Source organism: Mycobacterium sp. MAC_080597_8934 (assembly GCF_000523975.1).
Classification (GTDB): domain Bacteria; phylum Actinomycetota; class Actinomycetes; order Mycobacteriales; family Mycobacteriaceae; genus Mycobacterium; species Mycobacterium avium.
In genome coordinates this window covers 45,067-64,636 of record NZ_JAOS01000006.1, presented here as the reverse complement: position 1 = coordinate 64,636, position 19,570 = coordinate 45,067, and the positions used below count along the sequence as shown (strand labels likewise).

The following is a 19,570-nucleotide window of genomic DNA, read 5'->3' as shown; positions in this document are numbered from 1 at the left end:
GCACGTTCGGCGCGCAGGAGGCGCGGCAGGAGGCGCGGCAGGAGGCGCGCCGGCACCCGCCGTCAGCTGGCGCGCTGGGCCACCGGCGCGTAGGCCGGCTTGCCCAGGCCGAGCATGTACTGCGCGATCATGTTGCGGAACACCTCGAGGGTGCCGCCGTAGATGCCGACCAGCGGGGCGAACCGGAAGACGTATTCGGAGGCGCCGTCGTCGGCCGCGCCGTCGGTGCCGACCGGCAGCGCGGACGCCGTGCCCAGGATGTCCATCAGGTCCGGGGAGATGTCGCGCATCGTCTGGGCGAGGGCGACGCGTCCGTAGATGCTGGGCGCGCTCAGCGCCGCCTCCATCCGCGCGGCGTTGCGGCCCAACCGATACGCGATCGCCGAATCGTCAATGAGCCTGCGCCCGTGCGGGTCTGGCAGCGTGACCTTGGCCGCGACCTTGTCCAGGGCGTCGGCCATGAACCCGGCCTGGTGCATCATGATCGACACGTCCTGCAGCCCGTCCGGGGCCGCCGCCACCGCCCCGTGCTCGACGTTGAGCGGCTCGCGCAACACGGTCCAGCCGGCGTTCACGTCGCCCAGCCGATACTTGTCGTCGACCCGCACGTCGCTGTAGTAGACGATGTTGGTGCGGTCCCCGTCGACGGTGCGGATGCCCTGGATGTCGATGCCCGGCGAGTCCAGCGGCACCAGGAACATGGTCAGGCTCTTGTGCTTCGGCGCATCGGGGTCGGTGTTGGTGATCAGGAAAACGTATTGGCAGTTGTGCGCCCCGGTGGTGAACATCTTGGAGCCGTTGATGATCCAGCCGTTGCCGTCCCGGACCGCCCTGGTCTTGCAGGTGGCCACATCGGATCCGCCCTCGGGTTCGGTATAGCCCAGGCACAGCCGCACGTGCCCGCTGAACACGCCGGGCAGCACTTCCCGCTGTAACTCCTCGGACCCGAACTTGGCCACCGAGCGGGCCACCATGGCGGTGGTCCCCCAGGTCACCCAGGGCACGTGGGCGCGTCGTTTCTCCAGCTCCCAGATGCGACGTTGCACCCGGCTGAAACCGCCCTCGGCCTCGGGCTTCCATTCGCGTTCCAGATAGCCGGCCGCACCCAACGCCAGGTGCACGCCCTCGTCGAAGTTGTCGCCGGTTTCCCGGTCCCGGCGCCTGACCTCGTCGGTCACATGGGTGCGCAGGAACTCGCGAGCCTCGTCCAGGAATCGCTGGTCCTCGTCGGACAGCGTGACACGTGAGAAGTCCACCTATGCGCCCTTTCCGCTTTCCCGTGCGGCGACGAGCTCGCCGATGTACTTCGCGCTGGCCCCGGGATCCCCGCCGGCCAGCGCCCAGCCGCGGGCCCGCACCAGATACGCCGTCGCCGCCGCCTCCGCCGAAACACCAAGCCCGCCTTGCACATGCACCGCCATGGTGGCCGCCTTCGCCGCTTCCTCGGCCATGAACACGAACGCCGAGGGCGCCAGCTCCGGCCGCTCGTCGGGCTCGTTGTCCAGGAACCAGGCCGCGCGCCGGGCCAGGTTGCGGCCGCCCTGCACGGTGATCGCGATGTTGGCCAGCGGGTGCGAGATGCCCTGCAGCGTCGAGATCGGCACCCCCAGCGTGTAGCGGGTCTTGGCGAACTCGGCCGCGATCGTCATGGTCTCCTCCACCAGGCCGACCAGCGCCGCGGCGGTGAGCACGCGCCACTCGTCAAGTGCGCGTTGATATTCCGCGAGTGCATCCGATCCGCCGGCCAGCACGGTGCGGGTGTCGGCCGCCGCCGGATCCACCCAGGCCATGGGCAGCCGGCCGATGTTGTCCACCTTCGCGGGGCGGGTGCCGAAGCTCAGCGCGACGACGTCGTCGCCGTCGCGCACGATGATCGCGTCGGCGATCGACCCGGTCGGGATGAGCCGGGGCCCCGACAGGCTGTCGTGCTGCGGATCGAACCCCGCGAGCCGCTTGCCGTGAACGACATCGGGTTCCACCGCACCGAGCCGGGCCAGCAGCCGGGCGGTGCAGACCTGGTCGATCCACGGCACCGGCGCCAGCGACCTGCCGATCTCCTCGGCCACCAACGTCAGGTCGACCAGCGTCGCCCCGTCGCCGCCGGCGGATTCCGGGACGGCCATGCTCGTTGCGCCCATGGCGCACAACCGCTCCCACAGGTTCTTGTCGAAGCCGGTCTCCTCCGCGGCGCGTACCGTCTCGATCGGGCAGTGCGTCGTGAAGAAATCGCGGTAGGCCGCCTGCAACGCCTGGTGATCGTCGGTCAGGCTGTAGTCGAGCCTGCGCAGTTCATAGCGGTCCATACTCAGCCTTCCTTGTGGCCACCGAAGAAGAATTCGTGCGCGTTGTTGTAGAGGTAGTTTTCCAGCACGTCGGCGGGCAGATCCAACCCGGCCGCCTCGGGGACGACGCGATGCATTTTGAGCACCGGCCAGTCGGACGCGAAGATGACCTTGTCCTGCCCGCGGGTACGCATGTAGTGCAACAGGCTCTCCGGCAACCGCTTTGGCGACCAGGCCGACGTCATCAGGCGCAGGTTGGCGTATTTGAGCAACAGCCTGATGGCGACGTCCCACCAAGGGTCCGCGCCGTGGATCATGCACAGCTTGAGTTCCGGGAAGCGCACGCAGACCCGGTCGAGGTGGATCGGATTCTGCACCTCCCCCGGGATCGGGGGCCCGGGAATGCCGGTGTTGACGCACAGCGGCAGCTCGAGCTCGGCGCACTTGGTGTAGAGCGGATAGTAGACGGCGTCGCTGGGCGGATACTGGCCATCCCCCCAAAAGCTCGGTCCTACAGCGGCATACGCGACGGGCAGGTCGGCGACGACGGCGCCGAGCTCGCGCAGGGACGGGATCGGCCGCAGCAGGTTCACCCCACCCATCGCCAGGGCGAAACGCTCGGGCTTGTCCTCGACGAACTTGCGCGCGGTCACCGACGGCTTGGCCAGGTTGTCCATCAGGATGGCTTTGCGCACCCCCTGGGCGTCCATCTCGTCGATCAGCTCGGACAACTCGACGGGCGCGAACATCGACGCCGGTCCCTTGAAGTAGTCGTCGCGCACCTTGAGCATCCACGTCGGCTGCTTCTCGGTCTCGCCGAAGTGCACGTTGACCAGACAATCGATTGCTTTCATGTCGACATCGGCGCCTTCTCGCTAGCTTCGGTGACAGCGTGACGTTTGGCCCAACGGTAATCCGCCTTACCGTTGCCCAGGCGCTGAACCGCAGCGACGAACAGAAATTCCTTGGGCGCCTTGAACCGCGCCAGCCGCGACGTGCAGTGCGCGTGCAACTCGTCGGCGGCGGCACCGGTTCCGGCACGAAGTTCCACCAGCGCGACGATTTCCTCGCCCCAACGCCCGCTGGGCCGCCCGACCACCAGCGCGTCGGCGACGGCCGGGTGGGCGCGCAGCACCTCCTCGACCTCCTCGACGAAGACCTTCTCCCCACCGGTGTTGACCACCAGCGAGTCCCGCCCGAACAACCGCAGTGTTCCGTCGGGTTCCAGGGCGGCGCGGTCTCCGGAGATCACCACTTGTTTGCCGTCGATCACCGGAAAGGTCTTGCGGGTGGCGTCGGGATCGTCGAAGTACCCCAACGGGATTCGTCCCTCGCGGGCGACCCAGCCCAGCTGCGGCTCGCCGGGGGAAAGGAAGCGGCTGTAGTCCTCGGCGAGCACCAGCCCACCCTCGCGCAGTGTGAAGGTGTCGGTTCGGGTGCCGGTTCGGCTGTGGCCGAATCCCATGTTGCCGGTCTCCGACGACCCGTAACCGTTGATGAGAGTGATGTGGGGAAGCAGCTCCAGCAGGGCCTGCTGGTATTTGGCGTTGGTTGCCGCTCCCCCGGTGCCGATGGCGTACAGCGACGACAAATCATATGAGCCGCGCCGCAATTCGGCGACCAGCGGTGCCGCGTAGGCGTCGCCGACCATGGTCATCATCCCGACCCGCTCACGCTGGGCGGTCTCCCACACCGATCGCGGGTCGAGCTTCTTGCCGGTGTCGTAGAGCACCACGGTGGTCCCCGACATGATCGCCGCGAACGCCGTCCACATGCCGGCCGCGTGCATCAGCGGCGAGACGGCGAACCACGGCGCCCCGGCGGCGCCGCTGACCTTGTCGCGGATCTCCTGAGCGCAGGCGTGATCCGCCCCCACCATCGACGACACGTAGATGTCGGACTGGCGCCACAGCACCCCCTTGGGCCGGCCCGTCGTCCCGCCGGTGCAGATCATCAGCAGATCGTCAGGCGATCCCGGCACCGGGTGACCGGTATCGCCTTGGGCCAGAGCATCATTTAGCGACACCGCGCCCGGCAGTTGCGGGGCCTCGCTGCCGTCGTCGACCGCGATGAGCAGGTCGACGTCGCCGCGGCCGAGGACGTCGGCGAACTTCGGCCCCAGCCCGCGGTGGTAGATGACCGCCCGCGGTCTCAGGTAGTCGAAGAGCTCACCGACCTCACGCGGCGTGTAGTGGTAGTTGACGTTCACCGGCACGGTGCGCGCCTTGAGGCAGCCGACGACCATGTCCGGGTACAGATCGTTGTGCATGACCAGGGCGACCCGGTCCTGCCCGCACTCCCAGTTCTGCAGGACCGCGCGTTCCCGGTGCACGCCCAATCCGTTGCCGGACAGGAAGTTCGCCAACCGGCGGGTGCGGTCCGCCGACTCGGCGAACGTGCTGCGGCGGTCGCCGCACACCGTCATCGTGCGGTCGGGGATGACGTCGGCGATTTCGTCGAGAACCGCCCCTATGGTCCATTCGCTCACGGGCGTCGTCGGTTCCGGATACTCAGGCGGCCGAGCCAACTTGCACGCCGAGCAGATCGAGGGCGTTGTCCCGCATGATCTTTCGAATGTCGGACTCGCTGAATCCCTTCAGTTCCGCGGTGAACGACACCGGCGATGCGAGGCCTTCGCCGTGCGGCCAGTCGGAACCGAACAGGATCTTGTCGACGCCGATGACCCGCGCCAGCTCCGGCAGGTCGTCCTCGTAGTAGGGGGCGATCCACACGTTGTTGCGCAGCTGTTCCACCGGGTCCTCGGGGAAGTACTGGGGCTGGGTGTTGGCCGCCTTCTTCAGCCGCTTGATCAGCCGATGCACGAAGTACGAACCGTTTTCGATGCTGACCGCCTTGAGTTTGGGGTGCCGGGTGAACACGCCGTGCACGATCATCGAGGCCATCGTGTCGTGGATCGCCCGGTCGTCGAGCAGCACCTGATCCAGCGGGTCCTTCGCGCCGAAGCCCTCGAACGTCGACTTGCCGCCCCAGGCCGCCGCGATGTGCAGATAGCCGCTGTCGGACAGGTGAAATCCCACCGGCACCCCGGCTTCGGCCAGCCGGGCCCACACCGGGTCGTGGCTGCGATCGCCCAGCGACCGCGGCTTGACCAGGCCGGGCACCGGCGCCGGGCGCACCAGCACCAGCTTGGCGCCGCGGGCCAGCACGAAGTCGACCTCTTCGACCGCCCTGGTCGGATCGGCCAGCGAGACGATGGGCGCGGCGATGATCCGGTGATCGGGCCGGTCGAAGCCCCAGTCCTCGTCGAGCCACAGGTTGAACGCGTGCACGGACGCCATCGTCGCCTCGATGTCGTGCTTGAGCGCCTCCTCGACCCCGCAACCGAACGTCGGCAACATGAACGCCGTCTCGATGTCCTGCTCGTCCATCACCGCGATCCGGGCGTCGCGGTTCTGGTACTCGGGGTGATCGGCCAGCCGCTCGACCTTCATCAGCGACGCCGGGTCGACGCCGTCGGGGATCTCGCCGCGGAACAACAGGTCCAGGCAGCCCGGCACGATGATCGGGTCGAAGGTGGGGTTGGGGATGAAGTGGTTGACCCGGTCGCCGATCACCGCCCAGGTGCGCTTGCCGTCGCTGAGCATCTGGACGCCGCGGCGTTTGAACTTCTTGTCGAGGTGGCGGGTGAACGAGTCCAGCGGCTCGTAATAGTGGTTGTCGACGTCGATCACGCGATAGTTCAGGGCGGTCATGATGATCCTTTCCGGCGGGTCAGGTGGCCAGGGGTGGGAACCGCGGCGGCCGCTTCTCCAGGAAGCTGGTGATGCCCTCGATGACGTCGGGGCGCTGCAGCGACTCGTGCATGAGGGTTTCGGCGCGGGCGCTGACGTCGACGACGTCGCGCAGCGCGTCGTCGTAGGCCTGCCGCTTGATCACCGCCAGCGACGCCGGCGAACAGTTGCGGGCGATGTCGTCGGCGTAGGTCAGGGCGCGGGCCATCAGCTCGTCGGGTGCGACGATCTCGTTGACCAGCCCGAGTTTTGCGGCCTCCTCGGCGAAGAAGGTGCGCCCGCTCAACAGCAGGTCCATCGCCGCGCCCCAGCCGGCCAGCCGCGGCAGGATCCAGGTGATGCCGTACTCGGCGATCAGTCCCCGGCGGGTGAACGCGGTGGCGAACTTGGCGCCGGCGGCCGCGAACCGCACGTCGCACATCAGGGCGTGGGTCAGCCCGATGCCGACGCAGGCGCCGTTGATCGCGGCGATGATCGGTTTGCGCAGTGCGGTCAGGAAGTGGGGATGGCGATCGCCGACCAACGCGGTGACGTCGGTGTCGCCGTCGCCCAGCTTCGCATCGATGGATCCCGCGCCGCCCAGGTTGGCGCCCGCGCAGAACCCCCGACCGGCGCCCGTCAACACGATCACCCGGACCGCGGGGTCCGCCTCGGCGCGGTCGATGCACGCGTAGAAGCCGCTCGAGATGTCGGGTCCCCAGGCGTTGAGCCGCTCGGGCCGGTTGAACGTCACGACCGCAACGCCGGTTTCCGTGGTCTGGTACAGCACCGCCTCGTCGGTGACCACATGGTCGGCGGCACTCATCAAGGCGTCCCCTCACAGCTGACCCGGCAGGGCTGACCCGGCAGGCAAGTTTGTACCCATACTGTATACCTATCGGTAGCGCATTCCACAACTGCGGTATGGCGCGCGTGAACCGGGACTAATCTGCGATTTTCGCCGCGCCGCCTGCCGCGCCGGCCACGTGGCTGCCGTGGGTACCGCCGGGTGCTGACGGCCCGGCCGCGCGGAGCGCAGTCGTTGTGGCGAGGGCCACGCCGGCGCCATGTTTGCCCCCGGCGGGACGACGGGAACGTCCGTGGAAAGAACCGACCATCATGGGGGAAGGAGACGCAATGGTTGACGTCAAGAGCGGCCCGGTCGAGCTGGTGCAGGGCATCGTCGACGACGTGCTGGGCAGGGCCAAGCAGGTCATCGGCATCATCATCGGCCACAACGGCCTGATCGAGCAGGGCAAGGCCCAGCAGGACAAGGCGGATGCTCAGCGCAGCGCCGGCAAGAAGGAAGCCGCCGCCGAGAAGGCCCGGGGCAAGGCCAAGGCCTACGAGCAGCGCGAACGGGCCGAACAGCAACAGTGAGTGACGCGAGGCGGGCCCGGTCGACGACCGGGCCCGTTTCCGTGTAACCGCTTCTACCGCAACGCCGTTGCCAGGAGGCCCAGCCGCTGGTAGGCGTTCTCGATCTGGGCCTTGGCCTCGGCGGGCAGCTCGGCCTGCGGGGGACGCGAGTGCGGGTAGGCGCCGGTCGGCAGCCCCAGCAGCGAGGCGGCGTACTTGAACGCCCCGCCCCAGTGGGTGAAGTAATCGGCCCTGCCCGGGTAGCAGGTCCACCACGAACCGACGTCCAGGTCGAACTGGTCCAACCCGGATTCCCGGCCGTAGTCCATCGCCTCGATGAGCTTGCCGCTCTGCACCAAATCCCAATATTCGGAGAACAATCGGCGCTGCGGGGTCTCGAACAGGTAGCCGGCGGTACCCAGCTGCGCCGGGCACACGATCCCGTCGCGCAGCCACCCGGCGCGGTACACCGTCTTGTCGCATTCCCAGAGCACCAGGCCGGGTGCCAGCTCGTGCAGCAGCCGGCTGGCCCCCGGCCGGAAGGCGCCTTCCTTGGTGGCGCACACCGCGGGAACCTCGTGATAGATCCGGGCGCTTTCGGCCGGCGTCAGCACGTAGCCCGACGACGGCGAGTTGAACATGCCCAGGGCGATGTCGGTGCGCGCCGCCACATACTCGAAGAAGCGCAACACGCCTTCGCCGCCGTGGGCCTCCATCATCGGCGTCTGGATGTAGGCGATGTCGGCGCCCACCTGCTGGGCGTGCAGCGTCAACTCCACGCAGTCCTTCGCCGACATGGCCGCCGTGCAGGCCTGGATCACCACGTCGGGATTCGCGGCGCGTCCTTCTTCGATTGCCACTTCCAGCAGGCGTTTTCGCTCATCGAGGGTCAGGGCCCAGAACTCGGCGATGCCGCTGGTGCACCACAACATCGGGTGGCCGAGATCGCCGACGCAGTAGCGCACCAGTTCCCGGTAGGCGTCCCAGTCGATGTCGTCGCCGTCCGGTCCGCAGAACGGGGTGTAGAGGGAGTCACCGATCCCCCGCAATGCGCCGCGCGCCCAGGTGCGCGCGTCTGCTGCCGTAGCCACAGTCGACTCCTTTTGTCTGCCAATCGTTTTCTTTCACCGCCGGTTCAGGTGAAGTCCGAACCGCCGTCGACGTTGATGTTGGCGCCCGTCATGTAGGAGTTGCGTCGTGAGGCCAGGAACGCCGCGACCGGTCCGATCTCCTCCGGCAGGCCGGCGCGCGGCATGTGCGCGGGATGACCGAAATGCTTGCCGATCGCCTCCATCAGGGCGTACGGGTCGCGCCCGTCGACGCCCACCGAATTCGCCCAGCCCACCAGCGATTCCGACGCGATGCTGCCCGGCGAGATCACGTTGACCAGGATCTCGTCCTTGGCCAGCAGCAGGGACAGGTTCTTGGAAACACTCGTCAGCATCGATTTGGCCGCGGTGTAGGCGGGCAGCAGCACGCTTTGACGCTGCGTCGAATGCGCCGAGAAGTTGACGATCCGCGCCCATTGCGCCTTGCGCAGCAGCGGAAGTGCCGCACGGACACAGCGCACCATGCCCAGCACCCCGTCCTCGACGGCCTGGCGCCACTGCTCGTCGGTCAGGTCCTCGAACGTGCCGGCCGCGCCCGGCCCCACCGTGATCACCAGAGCATTGAGTTCGCCGTCCCAGCGCCGCGCGAGCTCGCCGAACGCCTGGCCCACCGCGGCGTCGTCGCCGATGTCGGCGACCAGCCCGAGCGCGTCCGGGCTGCCGCGTCGGGTGAGATCGGTCACCGCCGAGTCGAGGGCGTCGCGGCTGCGGCCGATCACCGCGACCCGCGCGCCCTCATCGGCCAGGCAGCGCGCCGTCGCCAACCCCATCCCGCGGCTGCCGCCGACCACCACCGCGGCGGCATTGGCCAGCCCTAGATCCATTGCTCTAGCCTGGTCATTTTCGCCTGTCCAGCCGATTTACCAAAAAGCCTACGATAGGTATTACAGTAGCAGAGGGAAATTGCGACACGTAAGCGTATACGCAGGTCAGAACCGAGGAACCGGTAAATTCGAGTTTACCGGCTGCGCCGCCGCCGGACCGCATGCACGGAACAGATTTTGATGGAGGTGCCCGTAGTGGCAAAACAGGCAACCGCCGACAAGCGCCAACGACGCGAGCGCGGGTCCATCAATCCCGATGACATCATCACCGGCGCTTTCGAACTCGCGGAGCAGGTGTCGATCGACAACCTGAGCATGCCGCTGCTGGGCAAACATCTCGGTGTCGGTGTGACGAGCATCTACTGGTACTTCCGCAAGAAGGACGACCTGCTCAACGCCATGACCGACCGCGCGCTGAGCAAGTACGTGTTCGCCACCCCTTACGTCGAAGCCAGCGACTGGCGCGAGACGTTGCGAAATCACGCCCGTTTGATGCGTAAGACGTTCATGGGCAACCCCATTCTGTGCGACCTGATTCTGATTCGGGCGGCGCTGAGCCCCAAGGCGGCGCGGCTGGGGGCCCAGGAGATGGAAAAAGCGGTGGCCAATCTGGTGCAGGCCGGCCTGTCACCGGAGGACGCGTTCGACACCTACTCGGCGATCTCCGTTCACGTGCGCGGTTCGGTGGTGCTGCAACGGCTCTACGAAAAGAATCAGTCGTCCGACGTCGGGCCGCGCGCCATCGAGGACGCCGTTGCCATCGATCCGGAAAAGACCCCGCTGCTGGCTCAAGTGACCCGGATCGGTCATCGCATCGGGGCGCCCGACGAAACCAATTTCGAGTACGGCCTGACCTGCATCCTCGACCACGCCAGCCGGCTGATCGAGGAGGGTAAGGGCGCTAAGGCCGGGCCGTCGCGGCAGCGCAAGCCCGCCAAGTCGTCGGCCGCGCGGGGCCGCACCAAGGCGCCGGCGAATCGCTGACCGTTCCCGAAAAGGCTTGTCACGCCTCGGGTTCCGGCACGTGGAAGTGCTCGTCGCGAAGCCGGAACGCTTCCTTGGCGCCGTGCTCGGCGCGGGTCTTGACGAAGTTGAACTCCCCCGGGGCGAATTGCAGGTTGGTGCCGAAGGCATGGAACAGATAGCTGGCGACCTCCTCGCCCTGATACGCCTGGCTCTGCTCGACCAGCCGGAAGGCCTCCTTGGCGATCACCACCCCGTCGGCGGGCATCTTCGCCGCCTTCTCGGCCCAGTAGCGCGCCCGGGCCGTCACCGCAGCGGGATCGCAGGTGTCGGTGAAGATTCCGAGGTGTTCGACCTGCCCGGCGTCGATGATGTCGCCGGTCAGCAGTAGGCGCCGAGCCAGCACCGGCCCCAGCCGGTGGAAGAACATGTGCAGGCTGCCGAGCGCGGGGCCCAGGAAGCGGGTGGCCGGCATGCCGATCTTGGTGTCCCGCGCGATCACCGAGATGTCGGTCATCAGCGCCATCTCGAAGCCGCCGCCGAGCGCGTAGCCGGCGATCTCGCCGACCGTCACCTTCGGGAAGCCCATGAAATTGTGGTAGAAGCCAAAAGACTTGCGGTCCACCGTGAGTCGCCGACGCTGGCTGGGGCGGCGCCGGGTGGACTCGTCCGCGTTGCGTGACGTGCCGTACCAGCCGTAGGCGTTGTTCATGTCGGCCCCGGTGGAAAAGACCCCCTCGGCCCCGCGCAGCAGCACGACGGTGAGGTCGTCGTCCTCGGCGACGCGATCCAGGCAGCGGGCGATGGCCTCGCGCATGGCGGCGTCGTAGGAGTTGCGCTGCTTGGCATTGTTCAGCGTGATCGTCGCGATGCGGTGCTCGGCGTCGACGTCGAAGAGCACGCGATCGTCGGAGGTGCTCGAGGCGGTCATGTGTCGGACTCCTTTCGGCGCCGGCCGAATCGCGACCCGGCGAGCTGATCCGGGCGCGACGCCAACGTGTTGACCTCGCCGGTGCACAGCACGTCGTCGCCGAGCAACAGCCGTGCGGTCGAGGTGATGCCCCGTTCGCCCTGCGACCGAGTGATGTCGAATGCCAACTCGGTCAGCACCGGCGTCGGCCGGCGGAACGTCACGGCCAGGGAGCGGGTCTTCCCGGACCGGCCGGTGACGCAATTATGGTGCTGGATAACGCAGTCGAAGAACACGGCCAGGAATCCGCCGTGCACCAGCCCCGGCGGCCCTTCGTAGACCAGCGGGAAGTCCACACGCCCCGTTGCCTTTTCGGCATCCAGCCCGGTGAACCGGTACTCGGGGAAACACGGGTTGTAGGCACCGATGTCGGTGGCGTGGTTCAGATAGACCCGCCGCGGGTCATCAGGCATCTCCCCGATGCGCGGCGCATTGTCCGCCGGTGCCGCGGCCGACAGTTCGCTCTCCCACTCGGTGAACTTCGCCAGCATGGCGTCCACCGCCGGGTGCGGATGTTCGAGGGACACCAGCAGCGAGCTGAGCCGCCGGATGGCGGCGGCCGCGGCCACCGTCTGGGCAAGCGGCGCCTCGCCGAACCGGGCGTCACCGCCGGGCGCCGACGCGGGTGCGGCCTGCCCCTCCTCGATCGTCATCGGCGCCGCTCCTCCTCGTCGCTTCGCTGTGCGTCGCCGCCCGCGCGGGTCGCGCTGTCACCGGCTTTCACCGGGGTTGTTTCGCAGGCAGCGTATCCTTGCTAACTTATACAGCGTATCAATCGTATTGCCTACTGTATGGGTAACCGTATCGGTGAAGAAAGGCCGGATTCGACGGTGAGTCAGGGGGCCGACGCGGCCGCAGCCGAGGGTTCGGTGGCGGTGCACCGCCAGGGTGCGGTGCTGCGCCTCACGCTCGATCGCCCGTCGCGGCGTAATGCGTTGACGCAGTTGATGATCGCCACACTGGTCGATGCGTTGACCGCCGCGGCCTCCGACGATTCGCTGCGCGTCGTCCACATCGTCGGCGCCGGGGACGACTTCTGCGCCGGCGCCGACTGGGTGGCCGTCAACGATCCGGGCGGGCCCCGCCCGCGCGCCGGTGATCTGGTGCGCCGCATCCCCCACGCCGCGCACCGGGTGATCGAGCTCGTCGCCGGCATCCAGCTGCCGGTGGTGTGCAGTGTCCGCGGCTGGGCGGTGGGGTTCGGCTGCAATCTGGCGCTGGCCGCCGACTTCACCGTCGCCGCCGCCGACGCGGTGTTCTGGGAGCCTTTCGTCGAGCGAGGATTCAGCCCCGACTCGGGATCCACCTGGTTGTTGGCCCGGCTGGTCGGCCTGGCGCGGGCGCGGCGAATGCTGCTGCTGGGCGAGAAGGTCGGCGGGCGCGACGCGGCCGACTGGGGGTTGATCCACCGGGCGGTCGGCGGCGCCGAACTCGACGACGCCGCCGAGGAGTTGGTGGGCCGGCTGGCCGCCGGGCCGACCGCCGCGCTCGGCCTGGCCAAGCAGGCGCTGAGCTTCGGTCAGCACGCAACGCTGAGCCAGTCGCTGACCCAGGAGTTGTTCAATCTGGAATTATCTTGCCGAACAAGTGATTTCAAGGAAGGCCTGGAGGCGTTCCGGCAGCGACGGGACCCGGATTTCCGTGGCCGCTGACTACAGGCGCCGGGGCGTCGAGCGTGGGCGCCATGCACGAAAAGCGGCGCCCACCCGTACATACGGCCCACGCTCGGTGGCGCCGGGATACGAAGGGATGACTCATGCCCGTTGATTCGTTCGACACGATCAAGTACGAGGTCGACGGGCACACCGCGACCATCACCCTGAACCGCCCGGACGCCCTCAACGCGCTCAGCCCGCACATGATCACCGAACTGCGGGCCGCCTACCACGAGGCGGAGAACGACGACAGGGTGTGGCTGCTCGTCGTCACCGGCACCGGCCGCGCGTTCTGCTCGGGCGCCGACGTCAAGGAGATCCCTGAAGACGGCAAGGTGATCTACGAGCGGCCGTACCTGTCGACCTACGACCAATGGGAGGCCCCGCAGGAAGGGACGCCGCCGTTTCGCACCATGGCCAAGCCGGTGCTGACCGCGGTGAACGGAATCTGTTGCGGCGCGGGCATGGATTGGGTCACGACGACCGACATCGTGATCGCGTCCGAGCAGGCCACCTTCTTCGACCCGCACGTCAGCATCGGCCTGGTGGCCGGCCGCGAATTGGTCCGGGTGTCGCGGGTGCTGCCCCGCTCGATCGCGCTGCGGATGGCGTTGATGGGCAAGCACGAGCGGATGAGCGCACAGCGCGCCTACGAGCTCGGGCTGATCAGCGAGATCGTCGAGCACGACCGGCTGCTGGAGCGGGCGCACGAGATCGCCGACATCGTCAATTCCAATGCGCCGCTGGCCGTTCGGGGCACCCGGCTGGCCATCCTCAAGGGCCTGAACGTGCCGCTGCACGAGGCGGAGATCCTCGCCGAGACCTTCCGCGAGCGGGTGTTGCGAACCGAGGACGCGGCCGAAGGACCGAGGGCCTTCGTGGAAAAGCGCCAACCGAATTGGCAATGCCGATGAGCGCGCAGTTCGACACCATCCTGCTCGAGGTGGACGCCACCGACCACGTCGCCACCATCACGCTGAATCGGCCCGAGCAGCTCAACGCGTTCAACCGCGCCATGTGTGCCGAGATGGCTCAGGCGTGGCGCCTGGTCAAGCTCGACGACGCGGTGCACGCGGTGGTGTTGCGGGCCGCCGGCGACCGGGCGTTCAGCGCCGGGCTGGACATCAAGACGCCGTACGGTCAGCCCGAAAACATCTGGAACCACGAGGATCCCGGCGAAGCTCTGAGCCCGAAGTGGCAGAAGATGTGGAAGCCGGTGGTGTGCGCGGTCCAGGGCATGTGCACCGCGGGCGCGTTCTACTTCGTCAACGAGTCCGACGTGGTCATCTGCTCGCAGGACGCCACCTTTTTCGATTCGCATGTGTCGGCCGGCCTGGTCTGTGCCCTGGAACCGGTCGGCCTGATGCGTCGCATCGGGCTCGGCGAGACGTTGCGGATCGCACTGATGGGCAACGACGAACGGGTCGGGGCGGACACCGCGCTGCGGATCGGCCTGGTGACGGAAGTGGTTCCCGCCGAACGGCTCTGGGACCGGGCCCACGAGATCGCGGCGACCATCGCCGCCAAGCCCCCGACCGCGACCGCGGGCACGGTGAAGGCGATCTGGGAATCACTGGACAAGCCGTATCGCGCGGCGATGGAGCAGGGCCTCATCTACACCCGGCTGGGCAATCCGCTGGGCACCGCCGAGCTGGCCGCCGGCCGGGACGCCGGTGCACGCGGCGCGGCACGCACACCGAAGATCCGCTGATGCCGCGTCATCCCCTTGTCCAGCGCATCGCCGACGTGCTCGACCTCGAGCCGCACGGCCGCGCCATCGAGTATGGCGGCCAATGGTTTTCCTGGGCACAGCTGGGCGCGACGGCGCGACAGGTGGCCGCTCGCACCACCGGCACCGAGGTGGGGATGCTGCTACGCAACCGGCCCTGGCAGGTGGCGGCGTTCCTGGGCGTGCTGCTGGGCGGCGGAACGGTCGTGGTGGTCAACCCGTCCCGCGGCGACGAGCGCACCAGGGCCGACCTGGCGCGGCTGCGGCTGCCCCTGATCATCGGCGAGCCCGACGATCTGGCCGCCCTGGTGACCGACGACACCCCGACGATGCCGATCTCGCGCCTCGCCGACCCGCCGGGGCCGGCCGCCCCGCCCGCCGCCGCGCCGCGCAGTGTGGCGGTGCGCATGTTGACCAGCGGCACCACCGGCCCACCGAAGCGAATCGACCTGGGCTACGACATGCTGGCGCGCAGCGTGCTGGGCGTCGAGCCGGGCACCGCACCGGCGCCCACCGAACCGCGGCGCGGCGTCGCCATCGTGAACTCTCCGCTGGTGCACATCGGCGGGGTGTTCCGCGTGCTGCAATGCATCGCCGACGCAAGGCCATTCGTGTTGCTGGAACGCTTCGAGCTGAACGCCTGGGCCGCCGCCGTGCGCAGGCACCGGCCCCGCGCGGTGTCGCTGGTGCCCGCCGCGCTGCGCACGGTGCTGCACTCCGACCTGCCGCGCGCCGATCTGGAAAGCATCCAGGTCGTCACGTGCGGCACCGCGCCGCTGTCGGCCGATGACGCCGACGCGTTCACCGAGAAGTACGGCATCCCGGTGCTGACCTCTTATGCGGCAACGGAATTCGGTGGCGGCGTGGCGGGCTGGACCCTCGCCGATCACCGGCGGTACTGGCGGGTCAAACGGGGCAGTGTCGGCCGGGCCAACCCGGGCGCGGCGCTGCGGGTGGTCGCCGAGGACGGAACACCGCTGGGGCCGGACGAAATCGGGCTGATGGAGGTCAAGCCCGGGCAGCTGGGGCCCGACGCGGACTGGCTGCGCACCACCGACATGGCGCGCATCGACGCCGACGGGTTTGTCTGGATCGTCGGGCGCGCCGACCAAGCGATCATTCGCGGCGGGTTCAAGGTGATGCCCGACGACGTGCGCGCCGCGCTGGAAAGCCACCCCGCGGTCGCCGGTGCGGCCGTCGTCGCCCGGCCCGACCCACGACTGGGAGAGACGCCGGTGGCCATGGTCGAACTCCGCGCGCCGTCGACGACCGACGCACTGGTCGAGCATCTGCGAGAGCGCTTGGCGCGCTACGAGATTCCCACCGAGATCGCGATCGTCGACGCCCTGCCCCGAACCCCGTCCGGCAAGGCCGACCTGGCCGCGGTCCGCGGCTACTTCGCCGAGCGGCCGACGGTACTGCGCGACCATGCCCGGTGATTTCGCGACGGTCGGCGCGACGTTGCGGCACCAGGCGCGGTGGCGCGGCGACCACCCGCTGCTGATCTGCGACGCCGAACGGATCAGCTACGCCGAGGCCGACGTCCGATCGGCCGAACTCGCCCGGGGGCTGATCGCCCTTGGCGCCGGCAAGGGAACGCATGTCGGGCTGCTCCACCCGAACGGTGCGCGGTTCGTCGTCGCGATGCTGGCGGCGGCCCGGATCGGCGCCGTGGTGGTGCCGTTCTCGACGTTCGTCACCGTGCGCGAGCTGCGCGAGCAGCTTCTCGACAGCGACGTCGAGATCCTGTTGAGCGCCCGCTCCTTTCGCTCGCACGACTATGCGCGGCGCTTGTCCGAGGCGGTGTCGGAGACCGACTTCGATCCCGGCCGCCGGTTGTTTTGCACCGCGGCGCCGCAATTGCGCCGGGTGCTGTTCGCCCCGCAGACGGTGGGCGCCCCGGGCGGCGGCATCGACCCGGCACTGCTGGCCGCGATGGAGGACGACGTGCAGGCGTGCGATCCGCTGGCCATCGTGTACACCTCCGGGTCGACCAGCACCCCCAAGGGGGTGGTGCACACCCACGGTGCGCTGCTGGAACACCAGCGCAACCTCAACGGAATCCGGGGTTTGACGGCCGACGACCGATTGTTCTGCAATTCACCGTTCTTCTGGATCGGCGGGTTCGCCTTCGGACTGCTGGCCACACTGGTGGCCGGATCGACGCTGATATGCTCCAACGCCACCGACGCCGGGGCGACTCTGGACCTGCTGGAAGCCGAAAAGCCCACCATGACCAACGGTTTCAGCGCGGGGATCGCCCACCTGGCCGAGCACCCGAGCTTTGCCGACCGCGATCTGTCGTCGATGCGGCGGGGGAACCTGTATCCGATCATGGCGGTCGAGGCGCGGCCCGCCGACCCCGAACTGCGGCACAACATGCTGGGCATGACCGAGGCCGGCGGGGTGGTGCTGATCGGCGACGACGAAGCCGACCAGCCCGAGCACCGGCGCGGCTCGTTCGGCAAACCCGCGCCCGGGTTCGAGGCGAGGATCCTCGACCCCGACACCGGGGCCGCCGTCGCGGTGGGTGAGGTGGGCGAACTGTGCATCCGCGGGCCGTATCTGATGCAGCGGTACCACAAACGGAGCCGGGAAGAGTGTTTCGACCCCGACGGCTGGTTCCACACCGGCGATCTGGTGCGCGCCGACGCCGACGGATACTTCTATTTCGCCGGGCGGCTGGGCGCGATGATCAAGACCGCGGGCGCCAACGTCTCGGCGGTCGAGGTCGAAAAGGCGATCGCGGCGGTCACCGGCGGCGCGACCGCCTACGTGGTCGGGATTCCCGATGCCCGGCGCGGCCAGCTGGTCGCCGCCGCGGTGGTGTGGCCGGATGACCGGGCCGCCCTCGATCCGGACGCGCTGCGCGAACGACTCAAATCCGAACTGTCGGCGTACAAGATCCCCCGGCGGTTCGCTTCCCTGCGCCGCGCCGACGTCCCACTGCTGTCCAGCGGTAAGGTCGACCTGCGGCAACTGAGGAAGCTGTTCGATGCCTGAGGCGAGCACACCCACCATCGATCGCCTGGTCAGGTCGCGCGCCGCCGAGTTCGGCGGCAAGCCGATGGTGATCGACCCGGGTTACCGCATCACCTATGACCAACTCGACACCGCCACAAGGGAACTCGCCGCGGTGTTCGTGCAGGCCGGCGTCGGCAAGGGCACCCGGGTGGGATTGATCATGCCCAACAACACCCGTTGGGTGCTGATCGCCATCGCCCTGACCCGCATCGGCGCCGTCCTGGTACCGCTGAGCACGCTGCTGCGAGCCGGTGAACTCGTCGCGCAGTTGCGGGTCGCCGCCGTGCAGTTCTTGGTGAGCGTGGACGAATTCCGCGGTCACCGCTACCTCGACGACGTCGCGGCGGTGCGTTCCGAACTGCCAGCGCTGCAACAGGTTTGGCCGACCGAACAGCTCGACGCCGCCGCGGCCGGCGCGCGGGCCGGCCAGATCGTCGATGCCATGACCCAAACCGTCACCCCCGCGGACCCGCTGGTGATCATGTTCACCTCGGGAAGCAGCGGAACGCCCAAGGGCGTCTGGCACTCGCACGGCAGCGCGCTGGGCGCGGTGCAATCCGGCCTCGCGGCCCGCTGCATCGACGCCGACTCCCGTCTGTATCTGCCGATGCCGTTCTTCTGGGTGGGCGGTTTCGGCAGCGGAATACTGTCCGCGCTGCTGGCCGGCGCCACCCTGGTGACCGAGGAAATCCCTCGACCGGAGACCACCCTGCGATTGCTGGAAAGCGAACGGGTCACGCTGTTTCGGGGCTGGCCGGACCAGGCCGAGACCCTGGCCAGGCATGCCGGCACCGTCGGCGCCGACCTCTCGGCGCTGCGGCCCGGAAGCCTGCAAGCCCTGCTGCCGCCCGAACAGCGCGCCCGACCGGGCGCCCGGGCCACACTTTTCGGCATGACCGAGGCGTTCGGCCCGTACAGCGGTTACCCCGCCGACACCGACATGCCCGTTTCGGCGCGGGGCAGCTGCGGAAAGCCGTTCGACGGCATGGAAGTCCGCATCGTCGACCCCGACACCGGCGCGCCGGTCGGGGCCGGGACCGCCGGCATCATCCAGATCCGGGGACCGCACACGCTGCGCGGCATGTGTGGCCGCAGCCGCGAAGAGTTGTTCACCGTCGACGGCTTCTACCCCACCGGCGACCTGGGTCATCTCGACGACGCGGGGTTTTTGTTCTACCACGGGCGCGCCGACGACATGTTCAAGGTCAGCGGCGCCACCGTCTACCCGAGCGAGGTCGAGCGCGCGCTACGCACCATCGACGGGGTGGACGGCGCCGTCGTCACCAATGTGCCGGGCGCCACGGGTGACCGGGTGGGCGCGGCGGTGGTGTGCCGTGAGTTGACCGCCGCACAACTGCGCGCCGCCGCGCGAAACCTGTTGAGCTCCTTCAAGGTTCCCAGTGTGTGGCTGGTGCTGCGATCCGACGACGACCTGCCGCGCGGGGTCACCGGCAAGGTCGACGTGCGCCGGCTGCGCGAGCTGCTCGCCGACGCCGACCGGCGTCAGGAAACCCGTGTCCAGGGTTGACAGTTCTGCGACTCGAACGCCTTGACCGCGGAGTTGATGTTCGCATACATCGGGCCGATCGAGGTATTCGTCTGCAGCACATGCTCTTTGTTCGCGTCCGCCGTGCTGTAGGTGAACCACGAACACATCGAGTCCTGGGTCGGCACATTGTTGATCCAGACCCCGAAGGCCGAGCCCGAGCCGCCCGTGTGGTAGAGGCCCGGGGCGATGTCGGGGCCCACCACGAAAACACCGGTGCCGGGAATGGGGTCCATCGGGTCGGCGAAGGCCGGGGCCGCGAGCGCAATCGCCGCGACACAGACAACGAGCACCGCCGATGCGCGAAGCGTCGGGGACATTCTTCCTCGCTCCGTTCTGTTGCCCCCTTAGGTCGCAGCGTATGCCGCACGCGTCGAC

The 19,570-nt window shown here is 68.5% G+C and carries 19 protein-coding genes; 8 read left to right on the top strand and 11 right to left on the bottom strand.

Going from position 1 to position 19,570, the window contains the following annotated elements:
• Positions 1 to 62: 62 nt before the first annotated feature.
• Genes NF20_RS05515 through NF20_RS05490 form a run of 6 tightly spaced genes read right to left on the bottom strand, consistent with a single transcriptional unit; the run spans position 63 to position 6,839 of the window.
• Entirely contained in the window at positions 63 to 1,256 is a 1,194-nt protein-coding gene (locus NF20_RS05515) for an acyl-CoA dehydrogenase family protein (RefSeq protein ID WP_011724240.1), read from the bottom strand.
• A complete protein-coding gene (locus tag NF20_RS05510; RefSeq protein ID WP_003873159.1) occupies positions 1,257 to 2,303 on the bottom strand; it encodes an acyl-CoA dehydrogenase family protein in 1,047 nt (348 codons plus the stop codon). It lies immediately after the preceding gene.
• A 2-nt stretch (positions 2,304 to 2,305) separates the two neighbouring features.
• Positions 2,306 to 3,136, bottom strand: a complete 831-nt coding sequence (locus tag NF20_RS05505; RefSeq protein ID WP_009975797.1) for an amidohydrolase family protein — start codon at positions 3,134 to 3,136, stop codon at positions 2,306 to 2,308.
• Positions 3,133 to 4,770 (bottom strand): acyl-CoA synthetase, encoded by a 1,638-nt coding sequence (locus NF20_RS05500; protein ID WP_009975796.1) that lies wholly within the window; start codon positions 4,768 to 4,770, stop codon positions 3,133 to 3,135. Before NF20_RS05500 ends, NF20_RS05505 begins: the two co-directional genes overlap by 4 nt.
• Before the next feature lie 22 nt (positions 4,771 to 4,792).
• Positions 4,793 to 5,995, bottom strand: a complete 1,203-nt coding sequence (locus NF20_RS05495; protein ID WP_003873162.1) for an amidohydrolase family protein — start codon at positions 5,993 to 5,995, stop codon at positions 4,793 to 4,795.
• 19 nt (positions 5,996 to 6,014) lie between these two features.
• Complete coding sequence (locus tag NF20_RS05490) at positions 6,015 to 6,839, bottom strand: enoyl-CoA hydratase (RefSeq protein ID WP_009975795.1); 825 nt, start codon at positions 6,837 to 6,839, stop codon at positions 6,015 to 6,017.
• Between the two features lie 311 nt (positions 6,840 to 7,150).
• Between NF20_RS05490 and NF20_RS05485 the strand changes: the two genes are divergently transcribed.
• Positions 7,151 to 7,393 (top strand): hypothetical protein, encoded by a 243-nt coding sequence (locus tag NF20_RS05485; protein WP_003873164.1) that lies wholly within the window; start codon positions 7,151 to 7,153, stop codon positions 7,391 to 7,393.
• Between the two features lie 53 nt (positions 7,394 to 7,446).
• Here the strand turns inward: NF20_RS05485 and NF20_RS05480 are convergent, their stop codons facing one another.
• Positions 7,447 to 8,463, bottom strand: coding sequence for a dihydrodipicolinate synthase family protein (locus NF20_RS05480; protein WP_011724239.1), 1,017 nt, complete (start codon positions 8,461 to 8,463; stop codon positions 7,447 to 7,449).
• A gap of 44 nt (positions 8,464 to 8,507) precedes the next feature.
• A complete protein-coding gene (locus NF20_RS05475; RefSeq protein WP_009975793.1) occupies positions 8,508 to 9,305 on the bottom strand; it encodes an SDR family NAD(P)-dependent oxidoreductase in 798 nt (265 codons plus the stop codon).
• A 180-nt stretch (positions 9,306 to 9,485) separates the two neighbouring features.
• On the opposite strand from NF20_RS05475, the gene NF20_RS05470 reads away from it, so the two are divergent.
• On the top strand, positions 9,486 to 10,289 hold the full coding sequence (locus NF20_RS05470) for a TetR/AcrR family transcriptional regulator (protein WP_009975791.1): 804 nt from the start codon (positions 9,486 to 9,488) through the stop codon (positions 10,287 to 10,289).
• 19 nt (positions 10,290 to 10,308) lie between these two features.
• Here the strand turns inward: NF20_RS05470 and NF20_RS05465 are convergent, their stop codons facing one another.
• Both NF20_RS05465 and NF20_RS05460 read right to left on the bottom strand, forming a co-directional pair.
• A complete protein-coding gene (locus NF20_RS05465) occupies positions 10,309 to 11,199 on the bottom strand; it encodes an enoyl-CoA hydratase/isomerase family protein (RefSeq protein ID WP_011724238.1) in 891 nt (296 codons plus the stop codon).
• Positions 11,196 to 11,891: a hypothetical protein gene (locus NF20_RS05460; RefSeq protein WP_003873169.1), complete on the bottom strand. Its 696-nt coding sequence runs from the start codon at positions 11,889 to 11,891 to the stop codon at positions 11,196 to 11,198. The genes NF20_RS05465 and NF20_RS05460 overlap by 4 nt, the downstream gene beginning before the upstream one ends.
• Positions 11,892 to 12,068: 177 nt before the next feature.
• Between NF20_RS05460 and NF20_RS05455 the strand changes: the two genes are divergently transcribed.
• From NF20_RS05455 to NF20_RS05430, 6 genes are all read left to right on the top strand, one after another.
• Entirely contained in the window at positions 12,069 to 12,890 is an 822-nt protein-coding gene (locus NF20_RS05455; RefSeq protein ID WP_009975786.1) for an enoyl-CoA hydratase/isomerase family protein, read from the top strand.
• Positions 12,891 to 12,994: 104 nt separating this feature from the next.
• A complete protein-coding gene (locus NF20_RS05450) occupies positions 12,995 to 13,807 on the top strand; it encodes an enoyl-CoA hydratase/isomerase family protein (protein ID WP_003873171.1) in 813 nt (270 codons plus the stop codon).
• On the top strand, positions 13,798 to 14,604 hold the full coding sequence (locus NF20_RS05445; RefSeq protein WP_011724236.1) for an enoyl-CoA hydratase/isomerase family protein: 807 nt from the start codon (positions 13,798 to 13,800) through the stop codon (positions 14,602 to 14,604). The genes NF20_RS05450 and NF20_RS05445 overlap by 10 nt, the downstream gene beginning before the upstream one ends.
• Complete coding sequence (locus NF20_RS05440) at positions 14,604 to 16,061, top strand: class I adenylate-forming enzyme family protein (RefSeq protein WP_011724235.1); 1,458 nt, start codon at positions 14,604 to 14,606, stop codon at positions 16,059 to 16,061. The genes NF20_RS05445 and NF20_RS05440 overlap by 1 nt, the downstream gene beginning before the upstream one ends.
• Complete coding sequence (locus tag NF20_RS05435) at positions 16,051 to 17,625, top strand: class I adenylate-forming enzyme family protein (protein WP_009975779.1); 1,575 nt, start codon at positions 16,051 to 16,053, stop codon at positions 17,623 to 17,625. Before NF20_RS05440 ends, NF20_RS05435 begins: the two co-directional genes overlap by 11 nt.
• Positions 17,618 to 19,174 carry a class I adenylate-forming enzyme family protein gene (locus NF20_RS05430; RefSeq protein ID WP_011724233.1) on the top strand — a complete coding sequence of 519 codons (1,557 nt, stop codon included), beginning with the start codon at positions 17,618 to 17,620 and terminating at the stop codon, positions 19,172 to 19,174. The genes NF20_RS05435 and NF20_RS05430 overlap by 8 nt, the downstream gene beginning before the upstream one ends.
• Here the strand turns inward: NF20_RS05430 and NF20_RS05425 are convergent.
• The gene (locus NF20_RS05425; RefSeq protein ID WP_011724232.1) at positions 19,150 to 19,512 is read right to left on the bottom strand and encodes a hypothetical protein; all 363 of its coding nucleotides are present in this window, start codon (positions 19,510 to 19,512) and stop codon (positions 19,150 to 19,152) included. The genes NF20_RS05430 and NF20_RS05425 overlap by 25 nt on opposite strands.
• Between the last annotated feature and the right edge of the window lie 58 nt (positions 19,513 to 19,570).